The sequence below is a fragment of the Lichenibacterium dinghuense genome (genome assembly GCF_021730615.1).
In the GTDB taxonomy this organism is placed as follows: domain Bacteria; phylum Pseudomonadota; class Alphaproteobacteria; order Rhizobiales; family Beijerinckiaceae; genus Lichenihabitans; species Lichenihabitans dinghuensis.
Genome location: NZ_JAJLMN010000001.1, coordinates 1,049,360 through 1,073,494 on the forward strand (window position 1 = coordinate 1,049,360; position 24,135 = coordinate 1,073,494).

At 71.9% G+C, this 24,135-nt stretch carries 23 protein-coding genes; 15 read left to right on the plus strand and 8 right to left on the minus strand.

From position 1 onward, the window contains the following. The first annotated feature begins 37 nt into the window (after window positions 1–37). Complete coding sequence (locus tag L7N97_RS05035) at window positions 38–1,141, plus strand: 2OG-Fe(II) oxygenase (protein ID WP_237477255.1); 1,104 nt, start codon at window positions 38–40, stop codon at window positions 1,139–1,141. A 323-nt stretch (window positions 1,142–1,464) separates the two neighbouring features. Here the strand turns inward: L7N97_RS05035 and L7N97_RS05040 are convergent, their stop codons facing one another. Continuing rightward, window positions 1,465–2,514 (minus strand): IS110 family RNA-guided transposase, encoded by a 1,050-nt coding sequence (locus tag L7N97_RS05040; protein WP_237477084.1) that lies wholly within the window; start codon window positions 2,512–2,514, stop codon window positions 1,465–1,467. 462 nt (window positions 2,515–2,976) lie between these two features. Between L7N97_RS05040 and L7N97_RS30495 the strand changes: the two genes are divergently transcribed. Continuing rightward, window positions 2,977–3,384 (plus strand): hypothetical protein, encoded by a 408-nt coding sequence (locus L7N97_RS30495; RefSeq protein ID WP_428980959.1) that lies wholly within the window; start codon window positions 2,977–2,979, stop codon window positions 3,382–3,384. A 214-nt stretch (window positions 3,385–3,598) separates the two neighbouring features. Further along, on the plus strand, window positions 3,599–4,648 hold the full coding sequence (locus L7N97_RS05050; protein ID WP_237477084.1) for an IS110 family RNA-guided transposase: 1,050 nt from the start codon (window positions 3,599–3,601) through the stop codon (window positions 4,646–4,648). Between the two features lie 278 nt (window positions 4,649–4,926). Here the strand turns inward: L7N97_RS05050 and L7N97_RS05055 are convergent, their stop codons facing one another. Next, window positions 4,927–5,346, minus strand: a complete 420-nt coding sequence (locus L7N97_RS05055) for a hypothetical protein (protein WP_237477256.1) — start codon at window positions 5,344–5,346, stop codon at window positions 4,927–4,929. Between the two features lie 192 nt (window positions 5,347–5,538). Next, a complete protein-coding gene (locus L7N97_RS05060; RefSeq protein WP_237477257.1) occupies window positions 5,539–6,549 on the minus strand; it encodes a M23 family metallopeptidase in 1,011 nt (336 codons plus the stop codon). A 204-nt stretch (window positions 6,550–6,753) separates the two neighbouring features. On the opposite strand from L7N97_RS05060, the gene L7N97_RS05065 reads away from it, so the two are divergent. The 9 genes from L7N97_RS05065 to L7N97_RS05105 all read left to right on the plus strand — a co-directional run bounded on the left by L7N97_RS05065 (window position 6,754) and on the right by L7N97_RS05105 (window position 15,618). Further along, entirely contained in the window at window positions 6,754–7,866 is a 1,113-nt protein-coding gene (locus tag L7N97_RS05065) for an NAD-dependent epimerase/dehydratase family protein (RefSeq protein ID WP_237477258.1), read from the plus strand. Further along, entirely contained in the window at window positions 7,866–8,963 is a 1,098-nt protein-coding gene (locus tag L7N97_RS05070; protein ID WP_237477259.1) for an NAD-dependent epimerase/dehydratase family protein, read from the plus strand. Before L7N97_RS05065 ends, L7N97_RS05070 begins: the two co-directional genes overlap by 1 nt. Before the next feature lie 59 nt (window positions 8,964–9,022). Continuing rightward, window positions 9,023–10,312, plus strand: coding sequence for a TIGR04295 family B12-binding domain-containing radical SAM protein (locus tag L7N97_RS05075; RefSeq protein ID WP_237477260.1), 1,290 nt, complete (start codon window positions 9,023–9,025; stop codon window positions 10,310–10,312). Between the two features lie 23 nt (window positions 10,313–10,335). Continuing rightward, entirely contained in the window at window positions 10,336–11,412 is a 1,077-nt protein-coding gene (locus tag L7N97_RS05080) for a glycosyltransferase family 4 protein (RefSeq protein ID WP_237477261.1), read from the plus strand. Window positions 11,413–11,630: 218 nt separating this feature from the next. Next, on the plus strand, window positions 11,631–12,761 hold the full coding sequence (locus L7N97_RS05085) for a CgeB family protein (RefSeq protein WP_237477262.1): 1,131 nt from the start codon (window positions 11,631–11,633) through the stop codon (window positions 12,759–12,761). Continuing rightward, a complete protein-coding gene (locus L7N97_RS05090; RefSeq protein WP_237477263.1) occupies window positions 12,758–13,843 on the plus strand; it encodes a CgeB family protein in 1,086 nt (361 codons plus the stop codon). The genes L7N97_RS05085 and L7N97_RS05090 overlap by 4 nt, the downstream gene beginning before the upstream one ends. Further along, window positions 13,840–14,904, plus strand: coding sequence for a CgeB family protein (locus L7N97_RS05095; RefSeq protein ID WP_237477264.1), 1,065 nt, complete (start codon window positions 13,840–13,842; stop codon window positions 14,902–14,904). Before L7N97_RS05090 ends, L7N97_RS05095 begins: the two co-directional genes overlap by 4 nt. Before the next feature lie 66 nt (window positions 14,905–14,970). Further along, window positions 14,971–15,243 (plus strand): hypothetical protein, encoded by a 273-nt coding sequence (locus L7N97_RS05100; RefSeq protein WP_237477265.1) that lies wholly within the window; start codon window positions 14,971–14,973, stop codon window positions 15,241–15,243. 162 nt (window positions 15,244–15,405) lie between these two features. Next, entirely contained in the window at window positions 15,406–15,618 is a 213-nt protein-coding gene (locus L7N97_RS05105) for a hypothetical protein (protein WP_237477266.1), read from the plus strand. A 16-nt stretch (window positions 15,619–15,634) separates the two neighbouring features. Here the strand turns inward: L7N97_RS05105 and L7N97_RS05110 are convergent, their stop codons facing one another. Further along, the gene (locus tag L7N97_RS05110) at window positions 15,635–15,799 is read right to left on the minus strand and encodes a hypothetical protein (protein WP_237477267.1); all 165 of its coding nucleotides are present in this window, start codon (window positions 15,797–15,799) and stop codon (window positions 15,635–15,637) included. Window positions 15,800–15,901: 102 nt separating this feature from the next. Next, a complete protein-coding gene (locus L7N97_RS05115) occupies window positions 15,902–17,806 on the minus strand; it encodes an AMP-binding protein (protein ID WP_237477268.1) in 1,905 nt (634 codons plus the stop codon). A gap of 260 nt (window positions 17,807–18,066) precedes the next feature. Between L7N97_RS05115 and L7N97_RS05120 the strand changes: the two genes are divergently transcribed. The 3 genes from L7N97_RS05120 (at window position 18,067) to L7N97_RS05130 (ending at window position 19,194) form a co-directional block, all read left to right on the plus strand. Further along, window positions 18,067–18,447: a DUF1622 domain-containing protein gene (locus L7N97_RS05120; protein ID WP_237477269.1), complete on the plus strand. Its 381-nt coding sequence runs from the start codon at window positions 18,067–18,069 to the stop codon at window positions 18,445–18,447. 10 nt (window positions 18,448–18,457) lie between these two features. Then, window positions 18,458–18,802 (plus strand): DUF1622 domain-containing protein, encoded by a 345-nt coding sequence (locus tag L7N97_RS05125; protein ID WP_237477270.1) that lies wholly within the window; start codon window positions 18,458–18,460, stop codon window positions 18,800–18,802. Window positions 18,803–18,936: 134 nt separating this feature from the next. After that, window positions 18,937–19,194, plus strand: a complete 258-nt coding sequence (locus L7N97_RS05130; RefSeq protein WP_237477271.1) for a hypothetical protein — start codon at window positions 18,937–18,939, stop codon at window positions 19,192–19,194. Between the two features lie 166 nt (window positions 19,195–19,360). On the opposite strand, the gene L7N97_RS05135 is transcribed toward L7N97_RS05130, so the two are convergent. The 3 genes from L7N97_RS05135 to L7N97_RS05145 are packed head-to-tail and all read right to left on the minus strand — an operon-like array spanning window position 19,361 to window position 24,008. Then, window positions 19,361–20,527 carry an efflux RND transporter periplasmic adaptor subunit gene (locus L7N97_RS05135; protein WP_237477272.1) on the minus strand — a complete coding sequence of 389 codons (1,167 nt, stop codon included), beginning with the start codon at window positions 20,525–20,527 and terminating at the stop codon, window positions 19,361–19,363. Window positions 20,528–20,538: 11 nt separating this feature from the next. After that, entirely contained in the window at window positions 20,539–23,718 is a 3,180-nt protein-coding gene (locus tag L7N97_RS05140; protein WP_237477273.1) for an efflux RND transporter permease subunit, read from the minus strand. Then, window positions 23,712–24,008, minus strand: coding sequence for a hypothetical protein (locus tag L7N97_RS05145; RefSeq protein WP_237477274.1), 297 nt, complete (start codon window positions 24,006–24,008; stop codon window positions 23,712–23,714). The genes L7N97_RS05140 and L7N97_RS05145 overlap by 7 nt, the downstream gene beginning before the upstream one ends. Window positions 24,009–24,135: the final 127 nt, after the last annotated feature.

Here is a 24,135-nt window from a genome sequence, read left to right on the forward strand (position 1 = left end):
CGCGTCGGAGGGCGGGCCGGTGGCGGAAGATGCGGGAATGTCGTTCGTGAACCTGTCGCGCGGCGACCTGTTCCCCTGGGCCGCGCTGCGCGATGCGCCCGACGTGCCCTTCGGCTACCACACGGTGGCGGGACGCTACCTCGTGTTCCTGTTCTACGCCTCGGCCGCGGAACCGGCCGTCGCGGCCGCGCTGGCGGCGGTGCGCGGCGGCCGCCACCTGTTCGACGACGAGCGGGCCTGCTTCTTCGGCATGGGGCGCGACCCGGCCGACAAGGCGGCGGGCCGCGTCGCCGACATGCTGCCGGGTGTCCGTTTCATGGACGACGCCTCGGGCACCGCAGCCCGCATCTGCGGCGCCCTCGCGCGCGAGCCGGGCGCGTCGGGCCTGCCCGGAGCGTCGCGTCCCTTCTGGCTCGTCGTGGACCCGACGCTGCACGTCCTCGCCAACGTCCCGCTGGGCGCCGGGCCGGAGGACCACGAGGCGGTGCTGCGCATGCTGCGCGAGCTGCCGGCGCCGAAGGACTACGCCGGCTTCGAGTTGCCGGTGCCGGTGCTGCTGCTGCCCAACGTGTTCGACCGCGCGCTGTGCCGCCACCTCGTCGGCCTTTACGACGCCGACGGCGGCTCGGAGTCGGGCATCTACCGCAACGGCGTCGGGGTGAACGACCATTCGTTCAAGCGCCGCCGCGACTTCACCATCGAGGATCCGCAGTTGATCCGCCGCCTGCAGGGCACGATCGCGCGGCGGGTATTGCCCGAGATCGAGCGCATCTTCTTCACGAAGGTCACCCGCATGGAGCGCTACATCGTCGGCTGCTACGCCGCCGAGGACAACGCCCATTTCCGCCCCCACCGCGACAACGGCCCAGGGCTCACCGCGCATCGCCGCTACGCCGTTTCGATCAACCTCAGCGAGGACTTCGACGGCGGCGAAGTGAGCTTCCCCGAATACAGCCAGCGCGGCATCAAGGCTCCACAGGGCTGGGCAGTGGTGTTCCCGGCCGCGATCCTGCACGCCGTGTCGCGGGTGACCTACGGCCGCCGCTACGCCTTCCTGCCCTTCGTCTACGACGAAGCAGGAGCGAAGATCCGCGAGGAGCAATTGAGGTCCTTGGGGATGCTCAGCGCAGCGGCGGAGTGATCGGCCATCCGCCGGCACGACCGCGTCGCCGCCGGCGGCGACTCAGAGCCTTCTCTGATTGGGGCTCTGGAGGTCAAGCGCTCCTGTCAGGTTTTTTGTCCCGTTCCCGCGGGTCACACGCTTCTCTTCGCGGTCGGCGTTTCGCCGCCGCATGATGGGGTCAGTCCGGCTCGGTCCCTCGATCTGTTTCACGACCTCGCGACGTCGCCGCGGGCTCAAGACTCTCAACGAGGTGGCCTTACCGATCGTCCCCACGGGAACGGTCCACATCACCCTTTCAGGTGAAGCTCGTGCGGGTGGCGGCCCGCGGTGTCCTCCGAGCGTCAGGCAACTACGGTGGCGGGCGCGGTGGTCGGCCCGGTGCCGAACCGAAAGTCGGTACCGTCGCTCCACATCCGGTGCAGGACCACGGCCAGCTTTCGGGCTACGGCAACGCGCGCCCGCGCCATGCCGCGATGCTTGGCGATCGTCATGCCCCAGGCCCGCAGGCTGGACCATTTCTGGCTGCGCACGAGCAGCGCGTTAGCGGCCTCGTACAGGGCCGTTCGCGCCAGTTCGTCGCCGCATCGGCTGATCTTGCCCTGAATGTCGGTCTCGCCCGACTGGTAGCGCGAGGGCGTCAGGCCGAGATGGGCACCGACGTCGCGCGAATGGCCGAACCGATCGGGTCGGTCGATCGTGGCGCGAAACGCCAGGGCGGTGATCGGGCCGACGCCGGGTGCGCTCATCAGCCGCCGACAGATCTTTTCCTCGCGCACGATCTTCAGCACCTGTTTTGTCAATCGGGCGAGCTGCTGGATCATCGTCGACAGTACAGTGAGCAACGGCTCCACCATCGCCAGCAACGCTGTGTCGTCCGAGCAGAGTTCGCGCACACGCTTGTCGAAGGCCGCCCGGCTCGGCGTGCCGACCTTCAGCCCGGCTTCCCGAAGCATGGCCCGAACGACGTTCTCGATCGACCGCATCTCGTTCAGCACCGTGCGGCGTGCGACCAGCAGCGAGCGCCACAGCCGGCACTGCTGCGACTTGACGTGCACCTGCCGGAACCAGCCGGTGCGCATGATCTGCGCCAGGGCACGCGCGTCGTTGCGGTCGGTCTTGTTGGGCATGGTCTTCATGGCGGCGTTGGCCTGCCGTGTCTCGATGCAGACCGCCGCCAGCCCCGCCGCGCGCAGGCCCTCGTGCAGCCAAGCCGTCAACGAGCAGGCTTCGAGGCCGATCCGCTCGATCGGCAGCTTCAAGCCCTGCAGGGCCGCAACCAGCGGCCCTGGCGCGCTCGCGGCGCGCAGCTCCTTCACGATCCGACCCGCGTCATCGACCACGCAGATCGCGGTCTCTTCCAGGGACACGTCCAGTCCGGCATAGTACGTCATGGTTGCTCCTGTCGCGATGCTTGTGGCCGCTCGACACGGACCACGTTGAACCATCCGGGCAGGAGCAGCCACCGTTGGGCCTGGGCTGGAGCCCCAATCACCCCATCTGTCTGAGCCGCCTCTGCGCCTGATCCTCATCTGTCCCGTGTGGAACACCAACAGCCGCTTGGCCGGGCGGCGTTGAGGGGTGAGATGTGGACCGGAGCGCATCGGGCACGGCACGAGGCCGGCCTGAAGAGCATGGTGACGATGCTTGCGGTTGGCCGGATGGCGGCGTGGCCGGAGCAGGCTGACCCGCCACGCAGGGGGCGAGCGGTGCCGACAATCGCGATCGTGGGGGGCGATCGCCTGACATCTGCGCGTGGGCGACCGCTGGGGCGAGAAGGAGCTGTTCGAGGCGCTGATGTGCCACATGGCGCGGCGCCGGGCGCGCGGGGCCGACACCACGACCCGCGCCTGGCCGTGGTGGACAGGCAGGCGGTCAAGGCTGTTCCGGTTCGGAGCCCGCGCGGCTCCGACGCCGCCAGACGCGTGGTCGGACAAGCGCTCGTCCGCTCGCGCGGTGGCTTCGCCACGAAGATCCATGCCAAGTCCGACGCTTCCGGCGGCATCATCGCTTTCGGCCTGACCGGCGGTGAAGCCTGCGACGGGCGACACTTCGAAACCCTGTTCGACCTCGGCCTCGCCATTCGGCCACGTGCCGTGATCTGCGACAAGGGCGATGACAGGAAAACCAAGCGGAACGCCGCGAGGAAGCGCGGCATGGCACCGCTGATCCCCCCACAGAGCCGATGGGAAGAATTGGCCGGCCTTCATCGCCCGCCCCCTCTACGAAGCACGAGCCCGCATCGGACGGCTCAAGCGCTTTGAGCGTGCCGCCCGCCGATGCGAAAAGACCGCGAGAAGCTTCCGATCCATCGTCGCATTCGCCGTGGGACTGTCCTCGAGCAAACTCGTCCACACGACCTAAGCAAACAGATGGGGTGATTGGGGCTCCAGCCCAGGCCCAACGGTGGCTGCTCCTGCCCGGATGGTTCAACGTGGTCCGTGTCGAGCGGCCACAAGCATCGCGACAGGAGCAACCATGACGTACTATGCCGGACTGGACGTGTCCCTGGAAGAGACCGCGATCTGCGTGGTCGATGACGCGGGTCGGATCGTGAAGGAGCTGCGCGCCGCGAGCGCGCCAGGGCCGCTGGTTGCGGCCCTGCAGGGCTTGAAGCTGCCGATCGAGCGGATCGGCCTCGAAGCCTGCTCGTTGACGGCTTGGCTGCACGAGGGCCTGCGCGCGGCGGGGCTGGCGGCGGTCTGCATCGAGACACGGCAGGCCAACGCCGCCATGAAGACCATGCCCAACAAGACCGACCGCAACGACGCGCGTGCCCTGGCGCAGATCATGCGCACCGGCTGGTTCCGGCAGGTGCACGTCAAGTCGCAGCAGTGCCGGCTGTGGCGCTCGCTGCTGGTCGCACGCCGCACGGTGCTGAACGAGATGCGGTCGATCGAGAACGTCGTTCGGGCCATGCTTCGGGAAGCCGGGCTGAAGGTCGGCACGCCGAGCCGGGCGGCCTTCGACAAGCGTGTGCGCGAACTCTGCTCGGACGACACAGCGTTGCTGGCGATGGTGGAGCCGTTGCTCACTGTACTGTCGACGATGATCCAGCAGCTCGCCCGATTGACAAAACAGGTGCTGAAGATCGTGCGCGAGGAAAAGATCTGTCGGCGGCTGATGAGCGCACCCGGCGTCGGCCCGATCACCGCCCTGGCGTTTCGCGCCACGATCGACCGACCCGATCGGTTCGGCCATTCGCGCGACGTCGGTGCCCATCTCGGCCTGACGCCCTCGCGCTACCAGTCGGGCGAGACCGACATTCAGGGCAAGATCAGCCGATGCGGCGACGAACTGGCGCGAACGGCCCTGTACGAGGCCGCTAACGCGCTGCTCGTGCGCAGCCAGAAATGGTCCAGCCTGCGGGCCTGGGGCATGACGATCGCCAAGCATCGCGGCATGGCGCGGGCGCGCGTTGCCGTAGCCCGAAAGCTGGCCGTGGTCCTGCACCGGATGTGGAGCGACGGTACCGACTTTCGGTTCGGCACCGGGCCGACCACCGCGCCCGCCACCGTAGTTGCCTGACGCTCGGAGGACACCGCGGGCCGCCACCCGCACGAGCTTCACCTGAAAGGGTGATGTGGACCGTTCCCGTGGGGACGATCGGTAAGGCCACCTCGTTGAGAGTCTTGAGCCCGCGGCGACGTCGCGAGGTCGTGAAACAGATCGAGGGACCGAGCCGGACTGACCCCATCATGCGGCGGCGAAACGCCGACCGCGAAGAGAAGCGTGTGACCCGCGGGAACGGGACAAAAAACCTGACAGGAGCGCTTGACCTCCAGAGCCCCAATCAGAGAAGACTCTCAGCGTGATCTGGCTGTCGATCCTGCGGGCGCGAAGATGCCCAAGATCTCGGAAGCGCCCTCGTCCTCATCCTCGATCAGGTCGCGCGCGTGGAGCATGTCCTCCATCTCCGAGAACACGTGGTCGACGTCGCCGACGCCCACCGATGCCACGGGCGAGTAGGGACCACGGGCCGGGGGCGAGGCCTGGGGCCGCGGGCCGCCGCCACCGATGTCGAGCGCGTCGAGGTCGTCGAGCAGCGCCAGCGCCTGCGAGTCGATCGCCTTGATCCACGTGCGATACCGGGCCTCGGCGCCTCGGAAGCTCGGGCTCGACCGGTCGGTCACGTCCTCGATGGCGTCGTAGGCCCGGTCGAAGTCGGCCTTGAGCTGGCGGAGGTGCTCGCGATGGGCGGGGGTGATCGCCGCGATACGGGTCAAGCATCTCTCCTGAGCGGTCGTGCGCGAGGCCACCCGCGACGCGCCCCGGCGTTTCGACGGCGCCCCAACCTAGGCGAAGCTCATGGGCCGCACAACCATCCGGGGGTGCGGATGTCGTGCCGGAGGCGGGGGCGCGGTCCCAGCGTCCGCCGCTGTGCCCCGCGCGGGTGTGCCCTCCAAGCCTGCGCCCCCTCAGGGCCTGACCTCCGCGGCGACGACGCTGGCCTCGACCCTGCGCCGCACCACGATGACGCCGTCGCGCGAGACGGTGTAGTCCGCCGCGTAGAGGCCCGGCTGCCAGCCCTGCGGCGGCCGGCGGCGGCCCACGCCGAGGTAGACCTGGTCCTTGTTCGAAGGGAGCGGCGGCTCGCTGCGGTCGATCAGAGTGCCGGCGGGGCCCGTGATCACGAGGCGCTGCACGTCCCCCCGCCGCAGGTCGATCGCCCGCACGTAGGCCAGCACGGCGGGCGACGAGGGGGCGAGCGGGCCGGCCCCGAAACCGTCGTCGACCTGCGCCATGGTGACCGGCTCGGGCGACAGGCCGAAGTTGAGCACCGCCCCGTTCTTGTAGGTCAACGCGGGGGCGAGCGACGGCCGCCACAGCGACGTGCCGCCCGCGCAGGAGCCCTCGACGGCGCCGTAGGCGAAGGGATCGACGACCTGGCCTGCGTGCCGCACGGTGATGTGCAGATGCGGGAACTCGGTGTCGCCCGACAGCCCGACCCGGCCGATGGCCTGTCCGGCCACGACGGCGTCGCCCGGCTTCACCGCGACGCTGCCCTTGGCCATGTGGCAATATTGCGTCTCGAACCCATCGGCATGGGCGATCACGACAGCGTTGCCGCAGTCACGGTCCTTCACGGCGTCGTGCCCCACCACGGCGACCGACATGTCCTCCATGCCGTCCCTCACGCGCAGCACCCGGCCCGGGGCCGCGGCCAGGACGGCCACGCCGCGGCGCTCATCCGCCAGGGTGGGGACGCGGATATCCGTGCCGTTGTGGCCCCTGTATGTGACGGTCCCGCAGCGGTAGTCCTTGGCGTCGCCGCCCCCGCCGTGGTCGACGTAGTGCTGGATCTCGCAGTCGGTCCCGACGCTGCAGGCGACGGGCCAGTCGAGCACGACCTCGGCCCGGACCGCACCCGGCACGAGGCAGGAAGCGGCCACGGCGGCCAGGAGGACGGGAGCGGGGATGGGCTTCATGGGGGCAGATTGACGGCCCGATGTGGCGGATCGGCGACGATCGACGCGCTATGACGGGTGCAGGGGTGGAGGGTCGCGCATGACGCTCATCGCCGGACGTCTGCGTCCCCGCAGGCGGGGAGAAGGGCGCGTCGACCCTTCTCGCTTTCGTCGGACGAGGTTAGAAGAACCTCCGCAGCGTTCGAGTCGGAGGCAGAGTCACGCATGGCCGAGAAGGTCCTCATCACCGGCGGGGCCGGCTTCATCGGCCGCCACCTGTCCCGCGCCCTCCTGGAGAAGGGCGACGAGGTCCGGGTGCTGGATTCCTTCATCGACCAGGTGCATCACGACCGCTCCGCCGTGGCTGAGCTCGGCCCCCACGTCGAGGTTCACGAGGGCGACGTGCGCGACGGCGACGCCGTGGCCCGCGCCCTCCAGGGCGTCGACAAGGTCGTGCACCTCGCCGCCGAGGTCGGCGTCGGCCAGAGCATGTATGCGATCGACCGCTACGTGTCGGTCAACGACGTCGGCACGGCCACCCTGTTCCAGAAGCTCATCGACCGCCCGGTGCGCCGCGTCGTCGTGGCCTCGTCCATGAGCATCTACGGCGAGGGCCTCTACCAGGACCGCGACGGCGCGCTGCACGAGGGGGTGCTGCGCGGCGGCCGCAACCCGGACGGCTCCTGGGACCCGCTCGACGCGCAGGGCCGCCCGATGGAGCCGGTGCCGACCCCGGAATCGAAGCGCCCGACGCTGGCCTCCGTCTACGCCATCTCGAAATATACGCAGGAGCGCCTCACCCTCACCCTCGCGCCCGCCTACGGGATGGAGGGCGTGGCGCTGCGGCTGTGGAACGCCTACGGCCCCGGCCAGGCGCTGTCGAACCCCTACACGGGCGTGCTCGCCATCTTCGCCTCGCGGCTCCACAACGGGGTGGCTCCGGTGATCTTCGAGGACGGGCAGCAGCGCCGCGACTTCGTCCACGTGTCGGACGTGGCGCGGGCCTTCATCCTGGCGCTCGACCATCCCAAGGCGGCGGGCGGCGTGTTCAACGTCGGCTCGGGCGAGGACCGCACGGTGGAGGAGGTCGCGACCCTGCTGGCCGAGTCGATGGGGCGCCGCGACCTGCCGCCCGAGATCGCCGGCAAGGCCCGCGCGGGCGACATCCGCCACTGCATCCCGGACATCGACCACATCTGCGAGCAGCTCGGCTACGAGCCGCAGGCCGACTTCCGCGAGGGGCTCGCCGAGCTCGCCGAATGGGTCGCGCGGCAGCAGGCCGTCGACCGCGTGGCGGAAGCGCGGCGCGAGCTCGAAGCCCGGGGCCTCGTCGTCTGATGACCCGCGACCCTGTCGCGGCACGGGGCGACACCCCGTCGAACGTCCTCGTCACCGGCGGCGCCGGCTTCATCGGCTCGAACCTGTCGGACCGATTGGCCGGGCTCGGGCACCGCGTCACGGTCTACGACGCGCTGACGCGCCCCGGGGTGCAACGCAACCTCGACTGGCTGAAGGCGCGCCACGGCGACGCCGTCACGGCCGTGGTGGCGGACGTGCGCGACGCGGAGGCGCTGGGCCGCGCCGCCGCCGAGACCGACGCGGTGTTCCACCTCGCCGCCCAGGTGGCGGTGACGACCTCCATGGTCGAGCCGCTCGACGACTTCGAGATCAACGTGCGCGCCACCGTGACGCTGCTCGACGCGCTGCGCCGGCGCGGGCAGCCCGTGCCGCTGGTCTTCGCCTCGACCAACAAGGTCTACGGCGACCTCGCCGACGTCGAGCTGAGGCTCACCAACGACGCCTACGTCCCCGTGGACGAGGCCGTCCGCGCGGCGGGGGTCGGGGAAGCGCGCCCGCTCGACTTCCACACGCCCTACGGCTGCTCCAAGGGCGCGGCCGACCAGTACGTGCTCGACTTCGCGCGCTCCTTCGGCGTGCCGACCGCGGTGCTGCGCATGAGCTGCATCTACGGGCCGCGCCAGATGGGCACCGAGGACCAGGGCTGGGTGGCCCACTTCGCCATCTCGGCCCTGAAGGGCCAGGGCATCAGCCTCTACGGCGACGGCTGCCAGGTGCGCGACGTGCTCGACGTCGACGACGCGGTCGACGCCTACCTGGGCTGCTGGCGCAATATCGACCGCGTGGCGGGCCGGGCCTTCAACCTCGGCGGCGGCCCCGCCAACGCGGTGAGCCTGCGCCAGCTCCTGCGCCACCTCGAAGCCCTCACGGGCCGGCCGGTGCGGGCCGAGACGCACGGCTGGCGCCCCGGCGACCAGCGCTACTACGTGTCGGACGCGCGCGCCGCCTCGGACGCGCTCGGGCTCAAGCCGTTCCGGCCCTGGCGCGAGGGCGTCGCGCGGCTCGTCGGCTGGCTCGCCGCCGAGCACGGAGTCGCGCTGCCGGCGGCGGCAGACAAGGCGCGGGCGGCGGGCTAGGGTGGCGGCATGACGTCAGCCCACACCCTGCCGCGCCCGGTCCGCCGCGGAGCCCGCCCGTGAGAGTCGCCCTCGTCGATCCCGCCTGGGACTTCTCGCAGTCGATCTACTTCGGCTGCCGCGAGCCGCACCTGCCGCTGGAGCTCGGCTACTGCCGCAACCTGCTGGAGCGGGCCGGCCACGACGTGCTGATGCTCGACGGCGCGCTCCAGGCGCGCTCGAACGAGGCCCTGGCCGACGCGGTGGCGGACTTCGCCCCCGCCATGACGGTGGTGACGACGGCGCCGTCCTACCTGTTCTGGCGCTGCGCCCCGCCCGAGCTCCGGAGCCCCCGCGCCTTCCTCCAGTCGCTCGGCGCGCGCGGCGGCCGCACGGTGGCGGTCGGCCCGCATGGCTCGGCCACGCCCGAGACGGCGCTGCGCAAGCTCGGCTGCGACGTGGTGGTGCGCGGCGAATGCGAGGAGGTCGTGGCGGCGCTGGCCGAGGCCACCGATCTCGCGCGCGTGCCCTCGGTGGCCTTCCACGACGGCGGCGCGGTCCGCGTCACCGGAGGTCCCGCCTCGGCGCGCTTCACCGACGCCGCGCCGCTCACCTGGGACCGATCCTGGATCGACCGGCACCACCACCACCACCACCGCTACGGCAGCGAGGGGCACGGGCCCGGCGCCGAGGTCGAGGCCTCGCGCGGCTGCCCCTACCACTGTTCGTTCTGTGCCAAGATCGACTTCCGCGACAAATACCGGAAGCGCGACCTCGAACCCGTGCTGGCCGAGATCGACGGGCTCGTCGCGCAGGGCGTCACCTACCTCTACTTCATCGACGAGATCTTCCTCCCCCAGAAGCCGCTCCTGGAGGCGCTGGTGTCGCGCCCCGTCGCGTTCGGCGTGCAGACCCGCATCGACCTGTGGAAGCCGGACATGCTGGACCTCCTGGGCCAAGCCGGCTGCGTGTCCATCGAGGCCGGCGTCGAGAGCCTCACGGTCGAGGGCCGCGCCGCCCTCGACAAGAGCTGCCGCATGACCACGGAGGACCTCGCGGAGCGCCTCGTCCACGCGCGGCGCACCGTGCCCTTCGTGCAGGCGAACCTCCTCGAAGTGGCGGGCGACGACCCGGCCCTCGTGGCGGAATGGCGCGACGGCCTCAGGGCCCGCGGCGTCTGGGCCAACGACCCCGTGCCGCTCTACCCCTACCCGTCCTCGCCCGACTACCGCCGCCTGTTCGGCCTGCCGGACGGCGAGGCCTGGGAGCGCGCTCACGCGCACTACCTCGCCCAGTTCGACCGCATGAGCGAGATCCAGGACCAGCAGCCCCTGCCGCTCCGCGACCTCGAAGCGGCCTGCTGCCGGTGACGTCCGCGAGCCGTCACGTCCTGATGACGGCCGACGCGGTGGGCGGCGTGTGGACCTACGCGCTCGACCTCGGGGCGGCGCTCGGACGCCGCGGCTACCGCGTGACACTGGCCGTGCTCGGCCCCGCCCCGAACGAGGCCCAGCGCGCCGACGCCGCGGAGCGCGGCCTCGCCGTCCACGACCTCGGCCACGCGCCCGACTGGCTCGCCGCCGATGCCGCCGCGGTGAAGAAGGGCGGCCGGGCGCTGGCCCGGCTCGCGGCACGCGAGACGGCTGACCTCCTCCACCTCAACCACCCGGCGCTCGGCGCGGCGGGCCCCTTCCCCTGCCCCACGCTGGCGGTCACCCATTCCTGCCTCGCCACGTGGTGGCAGGCCGTGCGGGGCGGCGAGCCCATGCCGGGCGACTTCCGGTGGCGCACGGCCCTGCACGAGGCCGGCATGGCGGCGGCCGACGCGCTCGCGGCCCCGAGCGCCGCCTTCGCCGAGGCCACGCGCCGGGTCTACGGCTTCGGCGCCGCGCCGCTCGTCGTGCCGAACGGGCGCGACCCCGCCCCCGCGGCCGCCGAGCCGGCCGCCCCTGCGCCGTCCGTGCTGACCGCCGGCCGGCTGTGGGACGAGGGCAAGAACCTCGCCGTGCTCGACCGCGCCGCGGCGCGCCTGCCCGTGGCGGTCGAGGCCGCTGGTCCCCTGACGGGGCCGAACGGGGCCCGCATCGCCCTGCATCACACCGTCGCGCTCGGCACGCTCGGGCCCGCGGCGCTGCGGGCGAGGCTCGCCGAGCGGCCCGTCTTCGTGTCCTCCGCGCTCTACGAGCCCTTCGGCCTGTCGGTGCTGGAGGCCGCGCAGGCCGGCTGCGCGCTGGTCCTGTCCGATATCCCGACCTTCCGCGAGCTGTGGGGCGACGCCGCGCTCTTCGTCGCCCCGCACGACGACCGCGCGCTGGCGGCGGCGGTGCTGCGCCTGCTCGGCGACCGCGCCGACCGGGCCGAGCGCGCCGCCGCCTCGCGCGAGCGCGCGGCGCGCCACACGGTCGACGCCATGGCGGAGGCGACGCTCAAGGCGCACGCGGCCGCGGTGGCGGCCTTCGGCACGCGATGATGCCGATGGCACGCCCTCAGACTGTGCACCCTTCTCCCCCGGCGGGAGAAGGTGCCTCTCCGAAGGAGAGGCGAATGAGGGGGCATGGCGCGACGCTCGACGATGCCCCCTTCGATCGGAGAGCGCCGCGCCGGCCCCCCTCATCCGACCCGGCTCCGCCGGGCCACCTTCTCCCGCGAGGGGAGAAGGGAAGCGCGTCCTGAACCGTCCGACAGTCGATGAAGATCAGCTATTTCACCCACTCGCTCCTGTCCTGCTGGAACCACGGCAACGCGCATTTCCTGCGCGGCGTGCTGAGCGAGCTCGTGCGCCGCGGCCACGCGGTCTCGACCTACGAGCCCGAGGGCGCCTGGAGCCTCGACAACCTGCTGGCCGACGCCGGCGAGGCCGGCCTCGACGCCTTCCGCCGGAACTACCCGGACCTCCACTCGCATTCCTTCGGCGCGGGCTTCGACCCCGCCGAGGCCTGCGCGGGCGACGACCTCGTGATCGTGCACGAGTGGAACGAGCCGGCGCTCGTGGCCGCGCTCGGCCGCGCGCGCCGGAACGGCGCCAACTTCACCCTGCTGTTCCACGACACCCACCACCGCGCGGTGTCGGAGCCCGACGCCATCCGGGCCTTCGACCTCGACGGCTACGACGGCGTGCTGGCCTTCGGCGAGACGCTGGCCGCCGTGTACCGCCGCTGGGGCTGGGGCGACCGCGTGTTCGTGTGGCACGAGGCCGCCGACACGCGCGTGTTCCGCCCCCCGGCGGTCGAAGGCGACCGGCTCGCCTCCGGCGAGCGCCGGGGCCTCGTGTGGATCGGCAACTGGGGCGACGGCGAGCGCTCGGCCGAGCTCGAACACTTCCTGTTCGGCCCGGCGCGGCGGCTCGACATGCCGCTCGACATCTACGGCGTGCGCTACCCCGAGGAGGCTCGGAACACGCTGCGCCGCTACGAGGCGCAGTACCGCGGCTGGCTGCCGAACGCCTCCGCCCCGGCCGTCTTCGCGCGCCACCTCGCCACCGTGCACGTGCCGCGGCGCTTCTACGTCGAGTTGCTGCCGGGCATCCCCACCATCCGCGTCTTCGAGGCGCTGGCCTGCGGCATCCCGCTGGTGTCCGCGCCCTGGGACGACGCCGAGAACCTGTTCACGGTCGGCGAGGACTTCCTGATGGCGCGCTCGGGCGCCGAGATGGAGCGCCACATCGCCGCCCTGCGCGACGACGCGGACCTGCGCGCGCGGCTCGTCGCGCAGGGCCTCGCCACGATCCGGGCGCGCCACACCTGCGCGCACCGCGTCGACGAGCTCACCACCGTGCTCGCAACCCTCCAGGCCTCCCCCGCCCCATCGGTCCCCGCATGAACGTCGCCTTCTACGGCTCCTCGCTCCTGTCCTCCTACTGGAACGGCGCCGCCACCTACTACCGCGGCATGATCCGCGACCTCCACGCGCGCGGCTACCGCACGACCTTCTTCGAGCCCGACGCCTACGGCCGGCAGGAGAACCGCGACATCGAGCCGCCGGACTGGGCCGAGGTGGTGGTCTACCCCGCCACCGAGGAGGGCCTGCGTCAGGTGCTCGAGGCGGCCCCGCGCTTCGACGTCGTCGTGAAGGCGAGCGGCGTCGGCGTGTTCGACGACGCCCTGGTCGAGGGCGTGATGGCGCGTGCCCGCGCCGACGCGCTCAGGGTCTTCTGGGACGTCGACGCCCCCGCGACGCTGGCGGCCTTGCGCGCCGGTTCCGAGGAGGCGCTGCGCCGCGCCCTGCCAGGCCTCGACTACGTCTTCACCTACGGGGGCGGCCCGCCGGTGGTCGCAGCCTACGAGGGCTTCGGGGCGCGCCGCTGCGTGCCGATCTACAACGCGCTCGACCCGACGACGCACCACCCTGTGCCGGCCGAGGCGCGGTTCCGCGCCGACCTGTCCTTCCTCGCCAACCGCCTGCCGGACCGCGAAGCGCGCGTGGAAGGCTTCTTCCTCGACGCCGCGGCGCGCCTGCCCGAGCGGAGCTTCCTGCTCGGCGGCAACGGCTGGGACGGCAAACCCATGCCGGACAACGTGCGCCGCATCGGCCACGTCGGCACGCGCGACCACAACGCGTTCAACACCTCGCCGCTGGCGGTGCTGAACGTCGCGCGGGACTCCATGGCCGAGGTCGGCTTCTCGCCCGCCACCCGCGTGTTCGAGGCGGCCGGGGCCGGCGCCTGCCTGATCACCGACGCCTGGGTGGGGCTCGACCTGTTCCTCGCCGAGGGCACGGAGGTGCTGGTCGCGCGCGACGGGCGCGACGTCGCCGAGCACGTCGCCGCCCTGACGCCGGAGCGCGCCCGCGCGATCGGCGACGCCGCCCGCGCCCGCATCCTCGGCGAGCACACCTACGCGCGCCGCGGCGCCGAGGTCGACGCGCTGCTCAAGGCGCGCCGGGCGGAGCGCGCCGGCGCATGAAGCTCGTCGTCCTCGGCCTGTCGCTGTCCTCGTCCTGGGGCAACGGCCACGCCACCACCTACCGCTCGCTCCTGCGCGCCTTCGCGGCCCGGGGCCACGAGGTGCTGTTCCTGGAGCGGGACGTGCCCTGGTACGGGGGGCGAAACCGCGACCTCGCCGAGCCCGACTTCTGCCGCCTCGCCTTCTACGACGACCTCGCGGGCCTCGACGGCTTCCGCGGCGAGGTCGCGGCCGCCGACGCCGTGGTGGTCGGCTCCTACGTGCCGGAGGGCCGCGCCGTCGGGGCCTGGGCGCAGGGGCACGCGCGCGGCGTCGCGGCCTTCTACGACATCGACACGCCGGTGACGGTCGCGGCGCTGGAGCGCGGCGACTGCGAATACCTCGCCCCGGAGCTGATCCCCGGCTACGCCCTCTACCTGTCCTTCACGGGTGGGCCGATGCTCGGCCGCCTCGCGGAGGAGTTCGGCTCGCCGGGCCCGCGCGCCCTCTACTGCTGCGTCGACGAGGGCCGCTACCGCCCCTGGACGGGGGAGAAGCGCTTCGACCTCTCCTACCTCGGCACCTATTCGGACGACCGCCAGCCGGTGCTGGAGCGGCTGCTGATCGAGCCCGCGCGCCGGGCGCCGCACCTCTCCTTCTGCGTGGCGGGCCCGCAATATCCGGCCACGATCGACTGGCCCGCCAACGTCACGCGCTTCGAGCACGTCGGCCCGGCCGACCACCCGGAGTTCTACGGGGTGAGCCGCTTCACGCTCAACGTCACCCGCGCCGACATGGTGCGGGCGGGCTGGAGCCCCAGCGTGCGGCTGTTCGAGGCCGCGGCCTGCGGGACGCCGATCATCTCCGATCCCTGGGACGGCCAGGGCGAGATCTTCCGGGACGGGCGCGACATCCTGGTGGCGCGGGACGGGGACGCCGTGCTCGGGGCGCTGACCCGGATGGGCGAGGCGGAGCGGAGCGCGCTCGGCGCCGCGGGCCGGGCGCGCTTGCTGGAGGCGCACACGGCGGGCCATCGCGCGGCGGAGTTGGAGGGGTATATCGCGGAAGCCGGGCTGCGCTGAGCGAGCCTGCGTAGACATACTACCTAAGGTAGCTCACACTGGTTTCAGCTCGAACCGGAGGGCGCCGTGACTCACTTCGCAGCACTCGTCATCACTCCCCACCGACCGGACGAGGACGAAATGGGACGGGTGCTGTGGTCATGGTGCTACCACAATCCGGACGCGCTCGATCCGTGGTACGACTGGTTCCAAATCGGGGGCAGGTTCGAGGGCGCGCTCGACCCCGACTGGACGCACGAGGGCTGCAAGCCCGTGCGGGACAGCAGCCAAAGGCGCAAACGAGACCTCGATTCCGCAGCGCTTGGACGCCAAGCCGAGGACCACAAGGCTGCGCTCTGAGATCGGATCGAGGCAGCGCTCGCCGGCCGCAAGATCCCCGACATCGAGCGGCTCACGCGCCAACACGGCGAGGAGGACGGATGGAGGCATTTCGACACGGACCCCGCCGTCCAGGCTGTTCGGAGCGTAGCGGGCCATCTGTGGAGAGAGAACATCGTCCAGTTGTCCCGCCCGCGCGAGGTCGTGCTCGCCAGGGCGCGTCGGCTGGCGCTTGTCACTTTGGCCGTCGTCAGCGGGGGCGAGTGGCACGCGTCAGAGCTGTTCAACCTGGACGAGGACCCCGCCCGCACCGAGGTCTGGGTCGAGTTGTGGGAGCGACTGATCGCGAACGCCGCCCCGGACGACTGGCTCACGATCGTCGACTGCCACTGTTGAACCTCGGTTCTCGCCCTCACCCGCCCGCATGCGCCAGCTCGAACCCCAGCCCGAGCAGGCCCGACACCAGCATCAGCCCGCCGAGCCGCTCCAGCGTCGCCGCGCGCGATCCCGGCCGTTGCGCCGCCGCGACGAGGCCGACGCCGCCGGCCAGCAGGAGAGTGAGAATCGTCGCCGCCATCGCAACCTCGTTTCGAGCGATGCATCGGCCCATTGCACGGCGGACGTCGAGTGTCATCACCCGTTTGGGTGAATCCGCCTCGATCCGTGCGGGTTCGGCGGCTCAGCCCTCCGGCAGCCCGCGCGCCTTCAGGGCCGCCGCGATCTCGCCCAGCGCCGCCGGGTCCTCCACGGTGGCGGGGAGCGTCCACGCCGTGCCGTCGGCGATCTTCTTCATCGTGCCGCGCAGGATCTTGCCGGACCGGGTCTTCGGCAGGCGCCCGACCGCCAGCGCAAGCTTGAAGGCCGCCACCGGCCCGATGCGGTCGCGCACCAGCGCCACGGCCTCGCGCTCCACCTCGGCCCCGCCCCGCCCCGCGCCCGCCTTCAGCACAAGGAGGCCGAGCGGCGCCTCGCCCTTCAGCGGATCGCTGACACCGATCACGGCGCATTCGGCGACGTCGGGATGCGCCGCCAGCACCTCCTCGATGCCGCCCGTCGACAGGCGGTGGCCTGCCACGTTGATGATGTCGTCGGTGCGGCCCATCACCCACACGTAGCCGTCGGCGTCGATCATCCCGGCGTCGCCGGACTCGTAGTGGCCCGGGAAGGTCGACAGGTAGGACTCGCGCATGCGCCCGTCCTGGTTCCACAGCGTCGGCAGGGCGCCCGGCGGCAGCGGCAGCTCCGCGACCAGCGACCCCATCGTGCCGCGCGGCACCTCGGCGCCGGCCTCGTCGACCGCCTTCAGGGCGAAGCCCGGCATCGGCACGGTCGCGGACCCATGCTTCACCGGCAGCAGCCCCAGCCCGACGGGGTCGCCGGCGATGCACCAGCCGGTCTCGGTCTGCCACCAGTGGTCCACGACCGGCAGGCCGAAGCCCTCCTCGGCCCACCGCACCGTGGTGGGGTCGGCGCGCTCGCCGGCGAGGAAGATCGTGCGCAGCCGGGACAGGTCGTGCCGCCGGCGGAGCGAGCCCTCCGGGTCCTCCTTGCGGATGGCGCGGAAGGCGGTCGGCGCGGTGAAGAACCCCGTCACGGCGTGGTCGGCGCAGACGCGCCAGAAGGCGCCGGCGTCGGGCGTGCCCACCGGCTTGCCCTCGTAGAGCACCGTCGTGGCGCCGTGGATCAGCGGGCCGTAGACGATGTAGCTGTGGCCCACGACCCAGCCGATGTCGGAGGCCGTCCAGAAGCACTCGCCGGGCTCCACGCCGTAGAGGTTCGCCATGGACCAGGCGAGCGCCACCGCGTAGCCGCCGCCGTCGCGCACCACGCCCTTCGGCAGGCCCGTCGTGCCCGAGGTGTAGAGGATGTAGAGCGGGTCCGTCGCCGCCATCGCGGCGCAGGGCGCGCGCTCCTCGCCCACCGCCGCGACCGCCTCGGCCCAGTCGCGGTCGCGGCCCTCGACCAGGGTGGCGGGCGACTGAGGGCGCTGCCACACGAGGCAGCGCGGCACGGGGTGGCGGCTCAGCCGCAGCGCCTCGTCGAGCAGCGGCTTGTAGGGGACGACACGGCTCGCCTCCAAGCCGCAGGAGGCCGTGAGCACCAGCGCGGGCCGCGCGTCGTCGATGCGCTTCGCCAGTTCGGGCGCCGCGAAGCCGCCGAACACCACGGAATGGACGGCGCCGAGCCGCGCGCAGGCCAGCATGGCGAAGACCGCCTGCGGCACCATCGGCATGTAGATGACCACGCGGTCGCCGCGGCCGACGCCCTCGCGGGCCAGGGCCGCGGCGAGCCGCGCCACGGCGTCGCGCAACTCCGCGTAGCTATACCGCGCCACCGTGTCCGTGACGGGGCTGTCGTAGACCAGCGCGACCTGGTCGGCCCGGCCGCCGTCGGCGTGGCGGTCGAGGGCGTTGTGGCAGACGTTCAGCGTCGCGTCGGGGAACCAGCGCCCGTAGGGGCCGGAAGCGGGCTCGAAGATCCGGTCCGGCGGCCTGATCCAGTCGATCGCCGCGGCGGCCTCGCGCCAGAAGGTCTCGGGATCGCGGCGCCAAGCGGCGTAGACCTGCGCGTAGCGGCTCTCCATGGCGTGTCCCCGTCGCGGGCCGTCGGGCGCGGCCTCGGGACGGAGCTTGGGCGAGCGCGGCCGCTTTGGCAATCCGCGCCGCTCGACGCTCGGGCGTGTGATCCGCAGCGGTTCCGTCGAGGCCCGCCTCGTCGTCCGGCACCCGGCCGGTCGACGCCGCGGCGATGCGGGCCTGCCGCTCTTCCAGCGCCCTCGATCGCGCTCACGCCACGCACGGGTACGCCCGGCAACCAACGCCCGAGCCGCCGGATTGGAGCGCGATGGAAGACACGTTCAAGGCGATCACGCTGTGGCTGGCGAGCGGCACCGAGGCCGCGGCGGCGCTCATCATCGGCCTGGCCTCGATCGAGGGCACGGTCCGCGCGCTGATCCTGTTCATCCCCGGCACGGGCGCGCCCGGCGAGACGGCCGATCGGCGCAAGGAGGACGTCCGACTGAAGCTCGGGCGATGGCTGGCCGTGGCGCTGGAGTTCGAGCTCGCCGCCGACATCCTGCGCACCGCCGTCGCGCCCACCTGGAACGAGATCGGCCAGTTGGCCGCCATCGCGGTGCTGCGCACGGCGCTGAACTATTTCCTGCAGGGCGAGATCGACAAGGCCGAGGCGCGCCGCGCCGTCCCGGCCTCCGTCGCAGCCCCCTGAGCGCCGGACCGTGACCCTCGACGGCCTCATCGGGGGCGCCGCGGCCCTGATCCAGTTCGGCGGCAGCCTCGTCATCGCCTTCGCGGGCCTGCGCGCGCTCGCCCTGCTGGCGGCGGGGCGGGGGGCGCCCGGTGCCGTCGTCCGCGGGCGGCTCGCCGTGGCGGACGGCGTGCTCTCGGCGCTCGGCTTCGAGACGGCCGCGGCGCTTCTGAAGACGATCGAGTTGCGGAGCTGGACCGCCATCGGGCTGCTCGCCGCCGTGCTGACCCTGCGCACCTTCGTCAAGCGCGCGCTGCTCTTCGAGGAGGCGCGGCTGCGCGCCCGCCCTCGCGGCGCGTCGTCGAGCCCCGCGTGACAGGACGATGACGGCGGAATCATGCCGGCGCCACTAAATTAGATTTTACTCAATCGTTGTAGACTCGGTAACCGACGTCGTCTGTAACTGTATCCATCGCTCGCGCCGTCGCGACGAGAGAGGGATCAGATCAGATGAAGCGTCTCACAGTCTCGAAGAGCTCGGCTCTGCTGGCAGTCCTGTCGTCGTCCGTCGTGGTCGCGACTGCTTCGTCCGCCGTGGCGATGCCCGTCGCCAGCATCGCCGCTCCGAGCATCGCGTCCTCGCTGCAGCGCGTCGCCGATGAGCACCGCGTCTATCCAGGTTCGGAAGGTTCCGCAGCCCAGAAGGCGCGGGCCGAGCGCAACGCTCCGAACCGGTTCTGCGAGAAGCAGCAGCAATACTGCGAGTGAGGCCGGCGATCGGCACTCTCCATTCGCTCCCATCCTGCGCCGGGGCCGGATGCCACGGCTCGGAATGAGGCGGGACGATCGGGCCGATCGGCACAGGTCGCCGATCCTCGCGGCGCCGCGGGCCGGCCCGCGCCCGTCCGTGTCGGAACCGGCACCGGACTTCATCTCACGCCGGCGGCGCGCCGCCCTCCATGGGCTTCACCGGCATGCCGGGGCCGATCTTCTGCACGTTGCCGGTGATCACCCGCTCGCCCGGCTTGAGGTCGCCCGTCACCGCCACGAGGTCGCCCTCCGACGGCCCGAGCGCGATGCCGCGCTGCTCGACCTTGTCGCCGGCGCCCACGACGAAGACGTATTTGCCGAGCTGGCTCGACCCCACGGCCACCTGGGGCACCAGCAGCGCGTCGGGCTGTTCGCGCAGGTGCACCTTCACCCGCACGTACTGGCCCGGCAGCAGGCTCATGTCCGCGTTGGCGATGGTGGCGCGCGCCGTCACGGTGCCTGTCGCGCGCGACACGCTGTTGTCGATGAAGGTCAGCTCGCCCACGTGCGGCCTCACGTCCTGGCCCGGCACGGTCACGTCCACCGCCACGGTGCCGGCGTGGCGCGCCTTCTGCAGTTCCACGAGGTCCGTCTCGCCGGGATCGAAGGTGACGTAGACGGGGTCGATCTGGACCAGCGTGTTCAACACCGTCTGCCCCGCGCCCGCCAGCGTGCCGATGGCCGCCTGGTTGCGGCCGAGCCTGCCCGCGAAGGGCGCGCGGATGTCCGTGTAGTCGAGGTTGAGCTGGGCGGCGCGCTGCATCGCCCGGTCCGCCGTCAGGGCGGCCTCGGCCTGGTGCATGCCGCTGGCGCGCTGGTCGAGCCCGTCCTTGGCGATGAAGCCGGTCTTCGACAGGGCGTCGCCGCGCTCGAAGGAGGCCTTCTGGTAGTCGAGCGACGCCTGGTCGCGCTCCACCTGGGCGCTCGACTGGTCGAGCGCCACCTGGAAGTCGCGCCGGTCGAGCCGGTACAGGAGGTCGCCCGCCTTCACGTCGGCGCCGTCCGGCACGCGCTGCTCGACCACGTAGGCCGACACCTTGGCCTGGAGGTTGACGGCGCGGATCGCCTCGGTGCGGGCCGCGTAGTCGAGCACGATGGGGATCGAGCGCGCGACCACGCGCGCCACCGGCACCGGCATGACGAAGGCCGGCGGCGGCGGGGCGGCCGCGGCGGGCGTCGCGGCCCCGTGCGGCAGCGGCAGGCGGTCGAGGATCGACGGGTCGGCCTTGTAGGCCAGGGCGGCGGCCCCGACGAGCACCAGGGTGCCGAGCGGGATGGAACGGAAACGCATGGGGCTTCTCCCTACTCGGCGGCTTCGGCGTGGCGGTGCGGCAGCACCGTCACGCCGGGGGTGGCGGGCGTGCCCTGGCCGCCCTCGTCCGCGCCCCGGCCCTCGCGGGCCCGCTCGATGACGGCGTAGAACACCGGCACGAAGACCAGCGTCAGCACGGTCGCGGCCAGCATGCCGCCGAACACCGTGGTGCCGATCGACTGGCGCGACGCTGCGCCGGCGCCCGTCGCCACCACCAGCGGCAGCACGCCGAGGATGAAGGCGAAGGCCGTCATCAGGATGGGGCGGAGCCGCAGCCGCCCGGCCTCCATGGCGGCCTCGACGATGCCGGCCCCCTCCTCGCGCAGGCGGCGCGCGAACTCCACGATCAGGATGGCGTTCTTGGCCGCCAGCCCGATCAGCATCACGAAGCCGATCTGGGAATAGACGTCGATCTGCATGCCCCGCACGAACAGCGCCAGCAGCGCGCCGAACAGGGCGAGCGGCACGGCGAGCAGCACCATGAAGGGCATGGTCCAGCTCTCGTACTGCGCGGCCAGGATCAGGAACACGAAGAGCAGCGCCAGGCCGAAGATGAGGCTCGCCGCCGAGCCGGCCTTCAGCTCCTGGAAGGTGATGCCCGTCCACTCGTAGGTGAAGTCGCGCGGCAGGGCGGCCTCGGCGGCGCGCTGCATGGCCTCCACGGCCTGGCCCGAGCTGTAGCCCGGCGCCGCCGCGCCGTTGATCTTGGCGGCGGCGTAGTTGTCGTAGTGCGGCACCGTTTCCGGACCCACGGTGGGCTTGAGCTGGCCCAGCGTGGACAGCGGCACCATGCCGCCCGTGTTGTTGCGCACGTAGAGGCGCGTCAGGGCGGAGCTGTCGCCGCGCGCCTCCTTGTCGGCCTGGATGGTGACGCGGAAGGTGCGGCCGAACAGGTTGAAGTCGTTGACGTAGAGCGAGCCGAGGTAGACCTGCAGCGTGTTGAACACGTCGGGCAGGCTGAGGCCGAGCAGCTTGGCCTTGTTCCTGTCGAGGTCGTAGCTGTAGGCCGGCGTGCCGGTCGAGAAGGACGTGAACATCTGGTGCGGGTCGAGCTCGGGCTGCTTGCGCGCCTCGGCCAGCACGGCCTGGGTGGCCTCGTTGAGGGCCGCCGGGCCGCGGCCCGTCAGGTCCTCCACCTCGAACTCGAAGCCGCCGGTGGCGGAGATGCCCGGGATCGAGGGCGGGTCGAACGACAGCGCGAAGGCGCCGGTGAGGCCCATCAGCTTCGGGCGCACGCGGTTGACGATCTCGGACGCGCGCTGCTCGGGCGGGCGCTCGTCCCAGGGCTTCAGGATGGCGAACTCGACCGCCGAGTTCGACTGCGCCGCGTTGGTCAGGAAGTTGAGGCCCGAGATGGAGCCGACGATCTCGACGCCGGGCTCCTTCTGCAGCACCTCGCGCACCTGCTTGGCGACCGCGTCGGTGCGCTCGAGCGCGGCGCCGTCCGGCCCCTGGATCACCACGAAGAAGTAGCCCTGGTCCTCCACGGGCAGGAAGGTCGAGGGGATGCGCTCCCATAAGCCGTAGGTCCCGAACAGCAGCGCCGCGAAGCCGGCGAGCAGGCCCCAGCGGAAAGCGATGAAGCCGCGCACGAGCCGCGCGTAGCCGTGCGACAGCGCGTCGAAGCCCGCGTTGAACCAGCGGAACAGCACGAAGGGTTGCCCGTGCCGGTGGCGCAGGAACACGGCCGAGAGCGCGGGGCTCAGCGTCAGCGAGTTGAAGGCCGAGATGCCGACCGAGATCGCCACCGTGAGGGCGAACTGGTTGTACATGCGGCCCGCCACGCCGGGGATGAAGGCCACCGGCACGAACACCGCCATCAGCACCGCGGTCGTGGCGATGATGGGGCTCGTCACCTCGCGCATGGCGCGCCGCGTGGCTTCGAGCGGCGGGTGGCCCATCTCGAGCTGGCGCTCGACGTTCTCCACCACCACGATGGCGTCGTCGACCACGAGGCCGATGGCCAGCACCATGCCGAGCAGGCTCAGCATGTTGAGCGAGAAGCCGCAGACCTCCATCACGGCCAGCGTCGCGATCAGCGACACGGGGATTGCGATGGTCGGGATGATCGTGGTGCGCCAGCTCTGCAGGAACACGTAGACGACCATCACCACGAGGGCGAGCGCCTCGGCCAGCGTGATCACCACGTCGTGCATGGAGGCCGACACGAACTTGGTCGTGTCGTAGTGCATGCCGTAGTCGATGCCCTTGGGGAAGCGCTCCTTGAGCTTGCGCATCGTGGCCTCGACGTCGGCCTGGAGCTGCAGCGCGTTGGAGCCGGGCTGCTGGAACACGCCGAGCACCACGGCGGGCTTGTCGCCGAAGAAGCCCGAGGACGCGTATTGCAGCGCGCCGAGCTCGATGCGGGCGACGTCGCGCAGCCGCACCACCGAGCCCGCGGCCGGGTCGGCCCGCACCACGATGTCGCCGAACTGCTCGGGCGTCGACAGGCGGCCGACCGCGTTGACCTGCATCTCGAAGGCCGTGCCGGCCGGCGCGGGCGACTGGCCGATCTTGCCGGCCGCCACCTGGACATTCTGTTCCTGGATGGCGCCCTGCACGTCGGTGGCCGTGATGCCGAGCTTGGCGAGCCGGTCCGGATCGAGCCACACGCGCATGGAATAGCGCCGCTCGCCGAAGATCTGCACGTCGCCGACGCCGTTGAGGCGCTTCAGGGGGTCGACGATCTGCAGGTAGGCGTAGTTCGACAGGGCCACGGGGTCGACCGAGCCGTCCGGCGAGGTCAGGTCGACGATGAGGACGAAGTTCGGGTTCTGCTTCTTGATCGTCACGCCGGCCTGGTTGACGATGGCGGGCAGCGAGGAGGCCGCCTGCGACACGCGGTTCTGCACGTCCACCGCCGCGATGGCGAGCGGGTAGCCGACGTCGAACGTCACCGTGATGGTGGCCGAGCCGTCGTTGGACGACGAGGAGGACATGTAGGTCATGCCCTGGACGCCGTTGATCTGCTGCTCCAGCGGGGTCGTCACCGTGTCGGCGACGACCTGCGCGCTGGCGCCGGGGTAGACGGCGCTGACCACCACCTGCGGCGGCGTGATGTCCGGGAACTGGGCGACGGGCAGCAGCCTGTAGCAGATCGCCCCCGCCATGAGCATGACGAGGGCGACCGCCGAAGCGAAGATGGGCCGCCGGGTGAAGAACTCTACCACGTGCAACGGTCTCCGGGGGCGGGACGGCAGGCGCGGGCGGCCAGGAAAGCGGCCGGCCTCGCGGCCCGGCCCGGACGGAAGCACCACTCGTCGGGATCGCCGGCCTCGCCGCCGTCGCTCCCCCCCGACGCGCGGGACGCCGCCGGGGCGCGCTCGGCGTCGAGCCGCCGGGCCGTCGAGCGCAGCAACGCCTCGAACTGGCGGGGGTCGACGCGGTCGGCCCGGAGGGCGGCGGCGATCATGAAATCGTTCAGGGCTTCGTCGAGGGTGAGGTCGCGGTTCCAGCTCATGGTGCCTCCTTGCCGGGCCTCGCGGCCCGGTGCCGGGCCGATGGTCCGGCGTGACGGCTGTGGAGCCGTCGCCCGCGGCGGCAGGTCGTCGTTGACCCCGCGCCGCGGTTCTGTTACCGATCAGTAA

Excerpts from the sequence above, each read along its gene's own strand:
- L7N97_RS05035 (WP_237477255.1), top strand. The coding sequence starts at position 38 with ATGTCGTTCGTGAACCTGTCGCGCGGCGACCTGTTCCCCTGGGCCGCG.
- L7N97_RS05040 (WP_237477084.1), bottom strand. The coding sequence starts at position 2,514 with ATGACGTACTATGCCGGACTGGACGTGTCCCTGGAAGAGACCGCGATC.
- L7N97_RS05050 (WP_237477084.1), top strand. The coding sequence starts at position 3,599 with ATGACGTACTATGCCGGACTGGACGTGTCCCTGGAAGAGACCGCGATC.
- L7N97_RS05060 (WP_237477257.1), bottom strand. The coding sequence starts at position 6,549 with ATGAAGCCCATCCCCGCTCCCGTCCTCCTGGCCGCCGTGGCCGCTTCC.
- L7N97_RS05065 (WP_237477258.1), top strand. The coding sequence starts at position 6,754 with ATGGCCGAGAAGGTCCTCATCACCGGCGGGGCCGGCTTCATCGGCCGC.
- L7N97_RS05070 (WP_237477259.1), top strand. The coding sequence starts at position 7,866 with ATGACCCGCGACCCTGTCGCGGCACGGGGCGACACCCCGTCGAACGTC.
- L7N97_RS05080 (WP_237477261.1), top strand. The coding sequence starts at position 10,336 with ATGACGGCCGACGCGGTGGGCGGCGTGTGGACCTACGCGCTCGACCTC.
- L7N97_RS05085 (WP_237477262.1), top strand. The coding sequence starts at position 11,631 with ATGAAGATCAGCTATTTCACCCACTCGCTCCTGTCCTGCTGGAACCAC.
- L7N97_RS05090 (WP_237477263.1), top strand. The coding sequence starts at position 12,758 with ATGAACGTCGCCTTCTACGGCTCCTCGCTCCTGTCCTCCTACTGGAAC.
- L7N97_RS05095 (WP_237477264.1), top strand. The coding sequence starts at position 13,840 with ATGAAGCTCGTCGTCCTCGGCCTGTCGCTGTCCTCGTCCTGGGGCAAC.
- L7N97_RS05110 (WP_237477267.1), bottom strand. The coding sequence starts at position 15,799 with ATGGCGGCGACGATTCTCACTCTCCTGCTGGCCGGCGGCGTCGGCCTC.
- L7N97_RS05115 (WP_237477268.1), bottom strand. The coding sequence starts at position 17,806 with ATGGAGAGCCGCTACGCGCAGGTCTACGCCGCTTGGCGCCGCGATCCC.
- L7N97_RS05120 (WP_237477269.1), top strand. The coding sequence starts at position 18,067 with ATGGAAGACACGTTCAAGGCGATCACGCTGTGGCTGGCGAGCGGCACC.
- L7N97_RS05130 (WP_237477271.1), top strand. The coding sequence starts at position 18,937 with ATGAAGCGTCTCACAGTCTCGAAGAGCTCGGCTCTGCTGGCAGTCCTG.
- L7N97_RS05135 (WP_237477272.1), bottom strand. The coding sequence starts at position 20,527 with ATGCGTTTCCGTTCCATCCCGCTCGGCACCCTGGTGCTCGTCGGGGCC.
- L7N97_RS05145 (WP_237477274.1), bottom strand. The coding sequence starts at position 24,008 with ATGAGCTGGAACCGCGACCTCACCCTCGACGAAGCCCTGAACGATTTC.